This is a genomic window from Halobacteriovorax sp. RT-1-1, assembly GCF_047085455.1.
GTDB lineage: Bacteria > Bdellovibrionota > Bacteriovoracia > Bacteriovoracales > Bacteriovoracaceae > Halobacteriovorax_A.
The window spans coordinates 733,133-748,894 of the sequence record NZ_JBKIXZ010000002.1; the positions used below are offsets into that span (position 1 = coordinate 733,133).

Annotated in this window: 6 protein-coding genes; all 6 read left to right on the plus strand. The window is 39.9% G+C overall.

The window, feature by feature from the left end; genetic code table 11:
- Window positions 1-85: 85 nt before the first annotated feature.
- The 6 genes from ACMAWV_RS13890 (at window position 86) to ACMAWV_RS13915 (ending at window position 15,757) form a co-directional block, all read left to right on the plus strand.
- Window positions 86-6,010, plus strand: a complete 5,925-nt coding sequence (locus tag ACMAWV_RS13890; RefSeq protein ID WP_412470164.1) for a tail fiber domain-containing protein — start codon at window positions 86-88, stop codon at window positions 6,008-6,010.
- A 149-nt stretch (window positions 6,011-6,159) separates the two neighbouring features.
- Window positions 6,160-12,315, plus strand: coding sequence for a tail fiber domain-containing protein (locus ACMAWV_RS13895; RefSeq protein WP_412470163.1), 6,156 nt, complete (start codon window positions 6,160-6,162; stop codon window positions 12,313-12,315).
- 145 nt (window positions 12,316-12,460) lie between these two features.
- On the plus strand, window positions 12,461-12,877 hold the full coding sequence (locus ACMAWV_RS13900) for a hypothetical protein (protein WP_103218157.1): 417 nt from the start codon (window positions 12,461-12,463) through the stop codon (window positions 12,875-12,877).
- A 170-nt stretch (window positions 12,878-13,047) separates the two neighbouring features.
- A complete protein-coding gene (locus ACMAWV_RS13905; protein WP_103218156.1) occupies window positions 13,048-13,272 on the plus strand; it encodes a heavy-metal-associated domain-containing protein in 225 nt (74 codons plus the stop codon).
- Between the two features lie 8 nt (window positions 13,273-13,280).
- On the plus strand, window positions 13,281-15,479 hold the full coding sequence (locus ACMAWV_RS13910) for a heavy metal translocating P-type ATPase (protein ID WP_103218155.1): 2,199 nt from the start codon (window positions 13,281-13,283) through the stop codon (window positions 15,477-15,479).
- Complete coding sequence (locus tag ACMAWV_RS13915) at window positions 15,476-15,757, plus strand: metal-sensitive transcriptional regulator (protein WP_103218154.1); 282 nt, start codon at window positions 15,476-15,478, stop codon at window positions 15,755-15,757. The genes ACMAWV_RS13910 and ACMAWV_RS13915 overlap by 4 nt, the downstream gene beginning before the upstream one ends.
- Window positions 15,758-15,762: the final 5 nt, after the last annotated feature.

Here is a 15,762-nt window from a genome sequence, read left to right on the forward strand (position 1 = left end):
CTTCCTTTCTAAGTCATTAAATTTCTTTCATTTAATCAATTGATCTAAAATGTCGATATGCCACTGTATTAACAGAGGAAGTTAGTTGTACGTTAGTAGAAATTTAACATTCTTTTTATTTCTTTTCTTAAGTCTATTCTTAAGTCATAGCGTAATTGCATCCACAACTAAGCTCGGCTACTCAGGCCGACTAGTTCTAGCAAACGGAACACCAGTAACAGGAACTCCTAATTTAAAATTTGATCTCTATTACTCTGGCTCTACTGGAGTAAGTAGGGGAACTGAGACAATCAACGCCGTTGCTCTTTCCAATGGTATTTACACTGTCGAGTTAGACTTTGCTGGCATTGCTGGGGTGATTGATGGTATCCCTTCAGGAGAATCTTTAGTCATACAAGTAACAGACATAACTGATGTTGGTAATCCTGTTGTTTATGATTTTCAAAATGTACTAGCAACTCCAATTTCGGTATATGCTAATCATGCTGCTCTTTCGAATAATTTAGTTATCGCAGCTACTTGCTCTCCTGGTCAGGTGGTTTCAGTAAACGCATCAAATGAACTTGAGTGCGTGGACCAAACGGCCGCTGTCGCTGTTGATTCAACGCTTGTTAACAATGCGGGAGTGATAGGATTACCAAGCCTTGTGACTGATAATACAACTTACTATTCTGTTGTTGTGGATGCGCAGGGACGTGTGAAGAGTGGTAATACAACACCGCCTTCAACAACGGCAAATGATATTCAGGACAATTTAATTGTTGATGCTGATATCAATACAAACGCTGGAATTTCTTGGACAAAGATCGATAAGACTGGAGCAACTCCTGGTGATGTAGGCTTAACTATTAATAGTGCAGGACCTCTAGGGACAACGACTGCTGTTGCAACAGAGAATGTTGTTAAGAGTTATGTTGATGCAACGGCCACAGCTATTGCAGATGCGAAAGTGATTAATGATATGAGTGGTGTGCAGACAACAATTGCACCTTCAGTTGATTCAGTAAAAAATTATGTAACGGCCCAAACTAGTGCTATTACATCATCTCAATGGACGGATTCAGGACTCGATATTTACTTTAATACTGGACATGTTGGTATTGGAACAAATTCTCCAACAGGACCGCTGCATGTTGTTGGAACAGCAAATGATGTTAATACAATGCGCTTTGGTGCCACCGACGCAGATGTGGCCGCTATTACAGATTATGCGAATATGGCAGGCCTTCTCATAGCCTCTGAGGGAATTTCAAATAGCTATCACAGTTTTAGAATTGTAAGTGATATTGATGGAGCAGATATTGAAAGTCTTGCTGTAACAAATGCTGGGCGAGTTGGTGTCGGTGTTCTTAATCCAACAGAGAAGTTAGAAGTTGCAGGTAATGTGAAGGGGACAGGGCTTTGTATTGGAGCTGACTGTCGAACTTCTTGGCCAACAGGAAATGCTGGAACTGTGACGTCAGTAACTGGAGGAGCTGGTCTTACTGGTGGAACAATCACTTCTTCTGGAACTCTTGCGGTTGATGTTGGGACAACGAATGGCAAGATTGCTCAGGTTGGAGTAGGTGATAAGTTAGCTGATTCAATTATCAATTATAACCCGGCCCTTGATGTTGCCTTAACTGGTTATACAACGGGCGCCGCTTCAAGTATTGCTGCTACCGATACAATTTTGCAAGCCTTTGGTAAAATTCAAGGACAACTCGATGCTCACGCATCCTCGATTGCGGGATCTGTAACATCGGTTACAGGTGGGACAGGACTTACTGGTGGAACAATCACTTCTACTGGAACGCTTGCGGTTGATGTAGGGACAACAAATGGAAAGATTGCTCAAGTTGGTGCAGGTGATAAGTTAGCAGATTCAATTATAAATTATAACCCTGCCATTGATGTTGCTCTTACTGGATACACGACAGGGGCTGCCTCAAGTGTTGTAGCGACAGATACAGTGTTAGAAGCTTTTGGAAAAATTCAGGCACAACTTAACTCACAAGCAACTTCCATTGCTGCAAACTCATCTTTAGTTATTAATTCAATGGCCGGAACGGAGACGACTCAGGCACCTTCAGTAGACTCAGTAAAGAATTACGTTGATGCTCGTGCGAGCCAGTGGACAACGTTAGCAAGTGATATTTATTATTCAACAGGCATGGTGGGAATTGGAACAGCTTCTCCACGCACGAAATTACATGTAACAGATACACTGATAAATAATGCAAATGTCGATGAGTCGGGACTTTATTCTCAGACTGTTCATTCGATTGATACGAATGGAGCTTACTCTTCTCGTGGAGCTTATGTTATTAATACGACTCAAATTGATTCCGGCATTACATCTTCAGGTATGCAAGTTGGGCAATTAACTCAGGCCCTAAGAAACGCAGGTGTAAGCGGAGATAATGGAACTTTAGCTGTGCAAACAGCATCTAATGTAGCTTATGGACATCATAGCTTTGATGGTACAGCTAATCCGATTACTACTGATGCATACGGGATCAAGGTAACAAATTATAATCGTTCAGGTACTGTGACAAATGCCTATGATCTTCATATTGGAAATAATAGTGGAGCAGGTGGAACAATTACAAATCGATTTGGGCTTTATCAAGTCGGTGCAACTTATAAGAACTACTTTCAAGGAAGTGTGGGAATTGGGACTAATTCTCCAACAACAGCATTAGAGGTTAATGGAATTGTTTCAGCAAATAATATTGGCTTAAGTCTTCCAGCATCAAACTCTCTTGATAGCAATGCACTACCTGCTGGTCTATATCGTACAAATACTTCAACGACTGGATCGCCAACTCCGGGAGAAAGTGGTGCGACCCTTAATATGCAAAGTGGTGTTGCAAGTGGTGCTGTTGCTCAGCTTCACATAAAGGCAAATAATACAGAAGATCCTCGTGCCTTTATTCGTCACAGTGATAACACTGGAGACTTTAAAGATTGGCAAGAAATTGTAACAGCAGATGCCACAGGTAATGTTGGAATTGGAACAACTGCAACGCAGAAGCTAACTGTTGATGGAAGTATCAATGTGACGGCCACTAATGATATTTGTATTGATGGTAGTGGTTGTTTATCAAGTGTCGTTGCTGCAAGTGGTGAACAAAATACGGCCTCAAGTGCTGGTGGTACATCAATTTATAAAACAAAAACTGGAACAGATTTAGTCTTTAAAGGTCTAACAAGTTCAAGTGATATTACACTTACGGAAAATGCCAATGATGTTGGCCTTGCTATCAATACAGCAAATGGAGCAAATGAACTCTTAAGATTAGATGCAAGTGGGCGTGTGCCAGCTTCTAATGTCATGGGCACTCCTCTTACTGGTTATACTGTAGGAACAAATTCAGTGCTTGCTCCAACTGATTCAATTGTAGATGCTTATGGAAAGCTCCAAGCACAACTGAATGCTCAATTTACTTCTATTACTGGCCTTGACACTGATGATGTGGCCGAAGCTGGTAACTTATATTTTACGGATGTGCGTGCTCAAACTGCGGCCGTTGTTAATTCAACTGCAGGTAGTGAAACAACTCAGGCTCCTTCAGTGAGTGCTGTTAAAAATTATGTGGATGCAAGAGCAACTCAATGGTCGACTTCGGGAAGTCATATTTACTATAATTCTGGAAGTGTTGGAATTGGAACTGCATCACCGATTGATAAATTTGAAGTGAATGGAAATATGACTTTAAAAGGTGGATACCTTACTTTACAAAGACCCGTAACCACAGGTAGTTGGGCCCGTGGTATGCACTATACACCAGACGGAAGTGTTGATTCTACTAGTAATGGGCTTGCAGGTTTTGGGCTACTGGGAAGTGCAACAACTCAACAGAAACTTTATATGACATTTGGAACTGCTCCTTGGAATAGTACAACTGGTATAATTGTTGAAAACACTGGGCGAGTAGGTATCGGGACGAATACTCCTCAAGGTCAAATTCATACATTCGGAACAGAGCCTATCTTCTTTGACCGCGTTTCAGGTAATCCTTCTCACTTACTCCTACGTGGAGCTAAGGGGACTATTGGTGCAGAGACAGCTCCATTAGAGAATCATGAAGTGGGACGAATATCTTTTACTGGATTTGATGGCACAAATTGGGCGACAACTGCGCTGGCCGGAATTTCAGGGCGAGCATCAGAAGACTGGAGCCCGACGACTAGAGGGACTGATCTCGATTTTAAAACTGTAACGAACGGTTCTCTATCAGAGCAAACAAGAATGATCATCGCAAATGATGGTAAGGTTGGTATCGGTTCATCTGAGCCTATTTCAAAACTTACGGTACGTGGAGCTGATGATGTCACTAATGGGCCAACACTAACTCTTGCTGGAGATGTAAGTAATCAATTTGAAGGCGGTCGTATTCGTTTTGCTGAGCCTAATAATACATTCCAAGGTGGATATATTCACTATGATGGAACGGGGCCAGACTATCTTCATATTGGTGTTCATGATACGGCCGACCTTTTAACATCAAGTGATGTAAATGCTATCAGCATTAGTCGCCAAACGGCGAATGTTGGGATTGGGACAAGTACTCCATCATCGCGCCTACACGTTTATGAAAATGGTAAACACTATCATGTTAATCGTAAGATTGATGGTTACTCACAAACTGAAAACTCGACTGGTGTAAATTATATTCTTCTTCACCGTGCCTATGATGGAGCTCTCTTAGACGAGCACTATGTAAATGGTGAAATTAATTTAAGGCGAGGTGGAACGGCTGCATGGAATCGAAAAGTTTCAGCACAAGTTAATACGGCCTGTGCGTATGATAGCTGTCGAGGAAATATTATCAATTACGGTGAATATACATACCTTGCTTATGTTACTTATAGCGGCGTAAAGTATGTTGCTCTTGCTATTCCTGATAACTCTACGATGTATAACGCAACTTTTACTGGTTATGCGTATAATGCTACAGGAGTAGAGCAATTAAGACTTGTCTATGATACAGATGTCACAAACGTTACAACATTCTCACAAAACGCTATACATACTAATGCTATAAATGTTGCGGCCGGGAATATATCAATGGCCTCTGATTATGCTCTTGGATATAATCTAACTTCAACAACTGATAAGTATGCAATCTACCCACATCTGTTGGGACAACAGTCGAAAACCGGATTAGGGCCATCTCTTCCATATGATAATGCTATGAGTATTGAGTCTGATGCTCAGATAACTTTTGTTGAAACAGACTCAGACAAAGTTTCTGGATTTATGGATTTAAATACCAATACATTTGTGTGGGATGGAAATGTTGGGATTGGAACTATCGCACCAACTCATGCTCTTGAGGTCGCAGGAACATTTTCAGCGATGTCGACAACTGGAACTAAATTGTACTCAACTCGAGCTGACTCAGACTTTGATATAGCTCAAGGAAGTACATCGACTAAAAGGGCCTTTACAATACATGCAGGAGAAAATGGAACTGAAGTATTTGGCGCATATGCGAAAAGTGGAGCGAGTTACGTACCAGGAATTCATCTTAAAAATGTGTCGGGGAATGTTGGTATTGGTACAACCACACCATCTTATAAATTGCATGTTGCTGGGACAGTTGCAGGTAATGCAGCCTATGTGAATACATCTGATAAGCGCTATAAGAAGAATATCTCAGTCATTGAAGATCCAATTGAGAAAATATTGGCACTTGATGGTGTATACTTTGATTGGCGTAATGACGAATTTCCAGATATGAATTTTGTTGAAGTTAGAGATGTTGGTGTTATCGCTCAAAATGTAGAAGAAATATTTCCTGAAGCAGTAGTGGAAGATGAAGCTGGATATAAGTCTGTTGCTTACTCAAAATTAGTCGCACCTTTGATTGAAGCAACCAAAGCACAACAGATTTTAATTGAGGAAAATAGTCGAGAAATCGCAAACCTTAAAGAAGAGAATACTGAGTTTAAGGCCGAAAATAAGATGCTTAAAGACTATCTATGTTCAAAAGATCCTGAAGCTCCTTTCTGTGGACAATAATTCTTATTCTTTTGGCCCAAAATCAAGGCGAATTTAGGCTACTTAGAATCATCACCGGCAGATAAGTCCTCTAAATGACATTTAATTATTGATCTTAACGAAACCATTCTATACTGACGATAAGCCACTGTATTAACAGGGGATCTTGGTTGTACGTTAGTCGAAAATTAACATTTATTTTAGCAATTTGTTTAGGGGTATTCTTAAACCTAAGTGCTATTGCATCGACGACTAAGCTTGGCTACTCTGGCCGCCTTGTTCTAACAAATGGCACACCGGTTACAGGAACTCCTGATCTTAAATTTGATCTCTATTACTCTGGCTCTCCTGGTAGTAATAGGGGAACTCAGACAATCAATGCAGTTGCTCTTTCAAATGGTATTTATACTGTTGAGTTAGACTTCGCAGGTATTGCTACTGTGATCGATGGTATTCCAACAAATGAAACTTTAGTGATTCAGGTAACAGACATAACGGATACGATGAATCCAGTTGTCTATGATTCTCAAAATATCTTAGCGACACCAATTGCGGTCTATGCCAATCATGCTGCTCTTGCCGAAACTATTGCAAATGATGCTATCACACCAGATAGCGTTGATTTCAAAAGTACGTGTTCAGATGGACAAGTTGTTTCAATTAATAATTTAAATGAATTTGTGTGTGTGGATCAAACTGCTTCTGTAAGTGTTGATTCTACTCTTGTTAATAATGCTGGAGTGATTGGTCTTCCAACTGTTGTGACAGGGGATACATATTATTCAGTAACTGTTGACGACTATGGACGTGTTACTAGTGGTACAACAACACCACCTTCAACAACGGCAAGTGATATTCAAGATAACTTAATTGTGGATGCTGATATCAATACGAATGCAGCGATTTCTTGGTCAAAGATTAACAAGACTGGCGCAACTCCAGGTGATGTTGGTTTGACTGTTAATAGTGCAGGCCCTCTTGGAACGACTTCTGCTGTTGCGACAGAGAATGTTGTTAAGACTTATGTTGATACAACGGCCGGGACAATTGCAGATGCAAAAGTAACTGATGATATGAGTGGGGTGCAAACGACAATTGCTCCTTCTGTAAATGCTGTTAAAACTTATGTGACTTCTCAGACTGGAGGGATCACTTCTTCGCAGTGGACAGATTCGGGATTGGATATTTATTTTAACACTGGCTATGTTGGTGTTGGAACAAATACTCCGATGGGGCCACTACACGTCGTTGGGACGGCCAATGACTTAAATATCATGCGCTTTGGTGCAACTGATGCTGATATCTCAAGTCTTACAAATCTTTCTAATATGTCGGGTCTTCTTATTGCAAACGAAGGTGTTAATAATGCCTATCACTCACTAAGAATTGTAAGTGATGTGGATGCAACTCAAATTGAAAGTTTAGCAGTTACAAATGCAGGGCGAGTAGGTATTGGTGTTTTAGTGCCAACACAAAAATTAGATGTTGCAGGAAATATAAAAGCAACAGGAGTTTGTATTGGGGCCGACTGTCGCACAGCTTGGCCAACAGGAAATGCAGGAACTGTAACTTCTGTAACTGGTGGCACGGGACTTACTGGTGGAACGATCACTTCTTCAGGAACTCTTGCAGTTGATGTGGGAACAACAAATGGCAAGATTGCTCAAGTTGGAGCAGGGGATAAGCTAGCAGATTCAATTATTAATTATAATCCTGCACTTGATGTTGCCTTGACTGGATATGTAACAGGAGCTGCTTCAAGTATTGTAGCTACAGATACAATCTTACAGGCATTTGCTAAAGTACAGGGACAACTTGATGCCCATGCATCTTCCATAGCCTCAAATTCAACACTCGTTATTAACTCGACAGCGGGAAGTGAGACTGGGCAAGCTGCTTCTGTGGCCGCCATGAAAAATTATGTCACAACTGAGATTGCAGGTGTTAATCAATCTCAATGGACTAATTCGGCAAGTGATATCTACTTTGATAGCGGACGAGTTGGTATTGGAACGAACTCGCCATTAACAGCACTTGAAGTTGATGGACAAATTACAGGTGGTTTTGGTGCAAGAACAACTTCTGGAGTTCTTGATTGGAATGATATTAGTAACGCAAGGCCTGGAAGTGGTAACACTCTTTTAATGGGGGATGCACCAAATGGGCCAGGACCTTCATATTATTTCCATACATTCTCATACGAATATATTACAAAAAATGGTAGTGGTAATCTGACTCAATATGCGATTCCTTACAATGGTACAGATATGTACTTACGTTATCGCTATAATGGTACTTGGTCTGGATGGAGTAAAGTTCTAACGACAAATTCTAATGGGCGTGTTGGTATTGGGACAATCAATCCATCTGAGATGCTTGAAGTTATTGGTAGAGTAAAAGGGACAGAACTTTGTATCGGTGGTGATTGTCGAACATCGTGGCCTACTGGAAGTGGCGGAACTGTAACTTCTGTTGTTGGTGGAACAGGTCTAACTGGTGGAACCATTACTTCAACTGGAACTCTTGCGGTTGATGTGGGGACAACAAACGGCAAGATTGCTCAAGTTGGAGCAGGAGATAAGCTTGCTGATTCAATCATTAATTATAACCCTGCTCTTGATGTTGCACTTACTGGATATGCAATAGGAGTCGCTTCAAGTGTTGTGGCAACAGATACAATCTTAGAAGCATTTGGAAAAGTTCAAGGGCAATTAAGTGCTCATGCTACTTCCATTGCAGCAAACTCTAATCTTGTGATTAACTCAATGGCCGGAACAGAAACTGGTCAAGCACCTTCTGTTAGTTCGATTAAAACTTATGTTGATGATCGCGCAACTCAGTGGGCGACTAGTGGAAGTGATATTTCATACACTGGTGGCAATGTTGGTATTGGGACGGCAAGTCCTACAAGAAAACTTCATGTTGTTGCTGATGATGCAGTCGACGGAAATGATTTTATCGCTTTATTTCAAGAGCCTGGAGTTACGCCAGAAGCTTCTGCAACAGTTGGTATTGCGGCCGATCGAATGGTTATGGTTCAAGGAAGTGGTGGGGCATTCTATGGTGGTCGAGATGTAGCAAATGATATTGAATTTGCAATGGGAACAAGTATCGCAGGAGAAGCCTTCTCTGGGGCCATGACAAATCATAAGTACGGACTAAGAACAAATAATATTACGAGAATGACAATTGATGAAACAGGAAATGTCGGAATTGGTATAACGGCACCAACTGCAAAATTATCAGTTGATGGTGATGCTGAGTTTTCTGGTTTTTATACAAGTGAGCAGGTCACTTACGCTAATTACGATTATACTAATCTTTCTTACTTCTTACTTGCTAAGTCATCTAGTGAAGACAAGGTCTATGGACGCATCTACGGACATCGTGGAAGTGCCACGGCCATCCCTCGTCCTTACTTTGTTGATGTTGTGATTGATACATCATCTGTTTATACAGATGTAGGAGAGATCACAAACGCTTATCGCGTTGATGCAAAAATTGCTCTAGCTGAAATTACTTATAAAGGTGAGACATGGTGGGCACTACGCTACGATGCGGATAGTACATTTCATGCTAATAATATTGGTTTTCAAGGCTTTCGATCACAAGCAGATGCTGATGCCTTTAAGTTTATCAATGAAGACGATGTTGACTTAACAGCCGTTTTAAATGTTAAAGAGTACTCTCGAATTCGTGGAAGTCTTTATTATACAAAAGCAGGTAATCTCGGTCTTGGAACAACGACTCCAAGTGAAAAACTGGAAGTTAGCGGTAATGTAAAAGCAACAGCTTTTATAGGGGATGGTTCAAGTCTAACTGGGGTTAACTCGTCATCATCTTCTAATATTGCAGATAATACAATCTCTGCTGATACTGATGTCAATGGAACAGGAGTGATCAATTTTCAAACTGGTGGCACAACTAAGATGACAGTTGATAACTCAGGTAATGTAGGTATCGGAACAGCTACTCCTGGTTCACTATTAAATGTCGCTTCAACTGCTCCAACATTTAGATTAACGGATACAGATCAAGGTGGAACTAATGAGCATCTTGTTATTGGAATTGATGGTGGGAATGCTACATTTGATGTTTCTGATGCTGGTGCAGGAAGTTCGATGATTTTACAAGGTGATGGTGATGTCATCCTTGCAGAGAGTGTTGGGAAGGTAGGGATTGGAACAACAACACCAGCGACGACATTAGATGTCGTGGGAACAATTAAGGGAACAAGTGTCCAATCAGTTGACCCAATGTTTCTTGTTGCAGCTAGTGAGTGGAGTAATACGACTTACGACTTTTCTGCTGGTGCTTCGGCCACTGGAATTAATATTACATTTGATTTCGATAGTACGGGCTCTGATCCATTTCAATTTGGTTTAGACAGCAATAATTACTACCGTGTTTCACATGAAAGTGATAATGAGCAGACGATTAGAAAGACAATCGCTGGTGCTTCAACTGTCCTTGGAAATGTTGGACATACCTATGTTTCAGGCCAGAAGGGTCTAAAAGGTCATGTGAATATTACTAATAATATTATCACGTGGAAGATAACAAAGCCTAATGGTGCTTTTACCCAATCAAGCGGTGCTGTGGATACAGGAAGCTTACCGCTTTCAAATTTTAAAATTAGAGCAAATGCAAATCTAAGAAATGTAAAAATATTTACGGGGCAAAAAGAAGATCTTGCGGGTAGTAAGAGTCTTGTTGTGGATCATGCATCAGGAAAGATTGGTATGGGAACGACTGCTCCTTCTGCTCGTCTTTCAATTCAGCAAAGTGGAGTCGCTGATAATTATGAAGGTATTCGACTAATCGCTGATAAGAATAGTGATGGGACAAATGATGAGTACCTTGATGTTTATATCGATTCTGCCGGAAAGAAGATTATTCAAACTCAATCTTCAGGGGCAGCAGTACATGACCTTCTTTTAAATCCGGCCATTGGTAATGTTGGGATTGGAAAAACGATACCACGTACAACTTTAGATGTTGGTACTAACGGTAATGTTGCACTTTTTGGAGATGGTAGCTTAAATGATAAATATATTTCTGTAAGAGATAATAATCAAGGTCTATATATGGGACTTGATGTAAGTCTTAATGGTGGAAATGGTGCAGGACTTATTCAATCAGGTCAAAGTAAAGGACTGGGACTTAAGGCCAATACTGCAACTTTTGGCGATGCTGATCCAGATTTTTATATAAGTGAATCTGCAAATGTTGGAGTCGGAACAGTGACACCAAGTTCAAAATTTGAAGTAAGACGAGTTTCTGATAATGGAAATTCAATGGCGCTTTTTGAAGATGCTACTGCTGCCAATAATACATCAGATGTTAGAATTTTTGCCTATAGGCCAGGGCTTGTTCTAGAAGATAATTCAGTTAATGCAGATGACTTTAGGCTTGGACTTGATGAAGGCAAGCTCTATTTTACTTTTGATACAGATGATGATGGTTCAAAAGATGCGACCTCTCAGTTTGATGATATGTATGCAATGACTTTAAGTTCGTCAAGAAAGCTAGGAGTGGGAACGACAAACCCTGCGGCCACGATGCACGCTCATGCGGGAGACAATACTGCTTCATATCCAACTAGTATTGCACAAGGTAATATTGTTGCGAAATTTTCTAATAGTAATAACGCCGTTGAGATCGGGACTAATGGCGATTTAAACGGAAGAAGGGCGTGGATCCTCGCTAGACATACTACAACGGACACGTATGGCGGCTACTTTTCAACACTTCATCTTCAACCAGATGTTGGTGATAGCACTCACTATCGTGGGGTTGCTATTGGTACGTCTGCAAGTGTTCAATTGGCCGAAGCCGGAGAAAGACTTGTTGTTAACGGAACGGCCGCAAAACCAGGTGGTGGTTCTTGGGCCACATACTCTGATGCACGCTTAAAAGATATCACTGGTGAGTTTAGCTACGGCCTAGATGCTATTATGGGTATTGATACAATAAAGTATCGTTACAAAGAAGATAACGCTCTTGGAATTTTAAACGAAAGGGAGCACTCTGGTTTCATTGCACAAGAGATTCAAAAAGTGATTCCTGAAGCAGTTAGAACGACAACTGATGATTATCTAACAGTTGATAACGATCCAATCTTCTTGGCCCTTATTAATGCGACAAAAGAGCAGCAAAGTCAGATTGAAGAAAATAAGCGTATGCTAAATCTTATGCAAGAAGGGATTTCTCGTCGAGTAGCATCCTTAGAAGAGCAAGTTGAAACTCTAAAAGAAGAGAATGAGATTCTCAAGGCCTACCTCTGTCAGAAAGATCCTGACATGCCTCTTTGCCCGAAAAACTAGTCAAAAATTATTGTTAACATATTAACGTTAGTATTGAGATTTCAGTAGCTTAGAATCTTATCTTATTGATTTTCAAAAGAAGGTTACAATATACATTATTGATCATCTTGCTAACTTGAATGTTGTACGTTGGCCAGGAGGAAGCATGATCTTGATTAAATTCGGTATTCTCTATTTTGCACTGGCATATTCGTCAATTAGTTTCGCACAGGACTCGCAATTGGATAATTTACTTCGCTGTGGTGAAGTTGCACAAGTTCGCTGTCTTGAAGTTCAGGAGTTTGGACAAGAATTTGTCGGCCCCATACAAGAGGAAACAGTGATAGAGGTAAAGTCGAATGAAGTAGCAGGACCTAGTATTAGAGAGCTTATTTGTTGTGAAGATGATGACAAGCTTAGAAAATCAATTATTGGACATATTTTTAATCAAATGAAACCAGATGAGATGATCGTAGCATTATTGGCCCATAAAACCGTTGAGGAATTACGAGGCCCTTCAAGTGTTGATATGGTCTATAATGATGATCGTTTTGTTGGCCCCAAATTACCGAGTCAGAAATAACTATTTAGATATAAATTAATTCAGTTACTTAGGGCCCTTTTCTTAGGGCCTTTGTCATTTCTATGTCAATTAACCAATCTTTAATTGCTTTATTTTTAGGAGAGGCGTAATATTTTAATATACCCTATAGGGGTATATGGTTTTAGTTATTCTTAGAGAGGAGAGATGAAGTGAAAACAGTTAAATTTGTTGTCAGTGGAATTAAGTGTGGGGGATGTGTAGGTAAGGTTGAAAAACAACTAAAGGAGCTTACAGGAGTGACAAATATAAATGTTGATATCGAAAACCAAGAAGTTCTTGTTAGTGGAGAGCAAGGTTTTTCAAATATGCAAATCAAGTCAATGCTAGGGGAAATCGGATTTCCTGTAACAAGCATGAAAAAACTTGAGGCTTAGGAGACTGAGTGGAAACACAAAATAGTGTAAACTTAAAAATTTCAGGTATGAGCTGTGCAAGTTGTGCAGCTTCTATTGAAAGTGAAGTTTCAAAAATTGATGGAGTTAAACTTTCAAGTGTAAATTATGCAATTGAAAGTGGTCACTTTGAATTTGAGAATAAGAATGTCTTAGATGATATTGAAAATAAAATTGTTGAACTTGGTTATACAATTCAATCCGAAGAAGAGATGCTAAGTGAGTCAGCTCCTGTAAAATCAATTGAAAAGGATAATTTCCATAAGTTTGTGATTGGGATGACTCTTGCTATTGCGGTCTTTATGTTTGAGATGGGACCACTTAAAGGATGGCCAAGTAAAAAAGCTAATTGGTATATTCAGCTAGTTTTAACGACACCAATTTGGGCATGGATTGGTTTAAAATTCCAACGCTCACTTCTACAATTTCTAAAAAGTGGTCGCTCCAATATGAATACCCTTATTGGATTAGGGACAACAGCGGCTTTTCTTTATAGTGTTTTTATCACAGTATTTACAAATTTAAGCGTTGAACTAGGCTTAACAACTAGAGTCTATTTTGAAGCCGTTGGATTCATTACTTCATTTGTTTTCTTAGGACAGTACTTTGAAGAAAGAGCGAAGAAGAAAACGAAAGAGGCCCTTAATGATCTCTTTAAATTGTCAGCAAAAAAAGCGACGATCTTAAAAGGTGACTCATTTGTGGAAGTTGCTATCAGTGAAGTTCAGGCTGGGGATACTTTAAGAGTTCGTCCTGGTGAGAAATTTGCAGTTGATGGGAAGATCATTAAAGGTAGTAGTGCTATTGATGAATCGATGATTTCTGGAGAACCTCTACCTGTCACTAAAGGAGAGGGGGAGCAAGTCTTTGCTGGAACAATCAATGGTGATCATGTCATTGATTATAAAGCCACAAAAGTTGGTAGTGATACTTTCCTTTCTCAGATTATCAAGTTCGTTGAAGAGGCCCAGTCTTCTAAACCAAATATTCAAAAATATGCAGATAAAATTAGTGGAGTCTTCACTCCAGTGGTTATTGTTATAGCTGTTGTGACTTTTCTTGCTTGGTACTTCTATGGAGGAGAGCCAAGATGGGGGAATTCAATTTCTAATTTTATTGCAGTTCTTGTTATTGCCTGTCCTTGTGCTCTTGGACTCGCAACACCTACTGCTGTTGTTGTTTCAACTGGTCGAGCCTCTTTAAAAGGTCTCCTTATTGGTGGAGGAGAAGTGATTGAGAAGGCCGTTGAAATTGATACAGTGATCTTTGATAAAACAGGGACAATTACATTTGGACGCCCAAGTGTTATTGATTCACTTTATAAAGAAGGAGAGGATGAAAAACAAATTCTTGCTCACCTTGCTTCTATTGAGCAATTTTCAGAGCACCCTCTTGCAAAGGCCGTTTTAAATTTTGCAAAAGAAAAAGGTGTTAACTTAAATGAACCAGATGGTTTTGAAGTTATAAAAGGTAAGGGAATTATCGCTGATATCGACGATATCGAATACCAAATTGGAAACGAGTCGCTCTTAGATGATTTAAGAATCAAACGCGATGTTGATTTGGAATCGGATAAGATCGGAAGTTTCATCTTTGTTGCTCGAAATAAAGAACATGTTGCTACACTGATTGTAGGTGATGAGATTAAGCCTAGTGCGAAAGAGGCCATCGATCATTTCAAATCTCTTGGAATTGAGACTTGGATGATTACTGGTGATAACGAAATCGTTGCAAAAAGTGTTAGTGAAGAAGTGGGTGTTGATCACTTTATCGCTAGAGCACTGCCTCTTGGAAAAGCTTCTCAAATTGAGCGTCTACAAAAAGAAGGACGTAAGGTTGCTATGATTGGTGATGGAATTAACGATGCGCCAGCTCTCGCAAAGGCAAATCTTTCAATGGCAATGGGAACTGGAACTGATGTTGCTATTAGTGCATCAGATGTGACGATTGTTAAAGGTGATATAGCCAAGGCAGTTGAATTCATTGAACTTGCTAAAGGGACAATGAAGATCATCAAGCAAAATCTCTTCTTATCAATGATTTATAATACATTACTAATTCCAATTGCCGCTGGTGTGCTTGTTATCTTCGGTGGGCCGACAATGCCTCCAGTACTTGCAAGTGTTGCCATGGGACTAAGTAGTATTTCAGTTGTTTCAAATAGTTTAAGAATAAGGAAATTAATATGAGTAAGCACCCAGATCACAAATCAACATTAACAAGAGTTAATCGTATTGAAGGTCAAGTTCGTGGAATTAAGAATATGATTGAAGATGGTAAGTATTGTGTGGATATTCTGACTCAGATCAAGTCGATTAGAAGTGCTCTTAAAGGCCTTGAACACGTGATTCTAGAATCTCACCTAAATAGCTGTGTCATGAAGGCCATAAAGTCTGGTTCAGAAAAAGATTCTGAAGAGAAAATCAGTGAGATTATGGAACTTTTAAAAAAATCAGCAAAGTCGTAGGTTTT

Bases quoted from the DNA above. Each gene is read 5' to 3' on its own strand.
- ACMAWV_RS13900 (WP_103218157.1), top strand. From the start codon at position 12,461: ATGATCTTGATTAAATTCGGTATTCTCTATTTTGCACTGGCATATTCG.
- ACMAWV_RS13915 (WP_103218154.1), top strand. From the start codon at position 15,476: ATGAGTAAGCACCCAGATCACAAATCAACATTAACAAGAGTTAATCGT.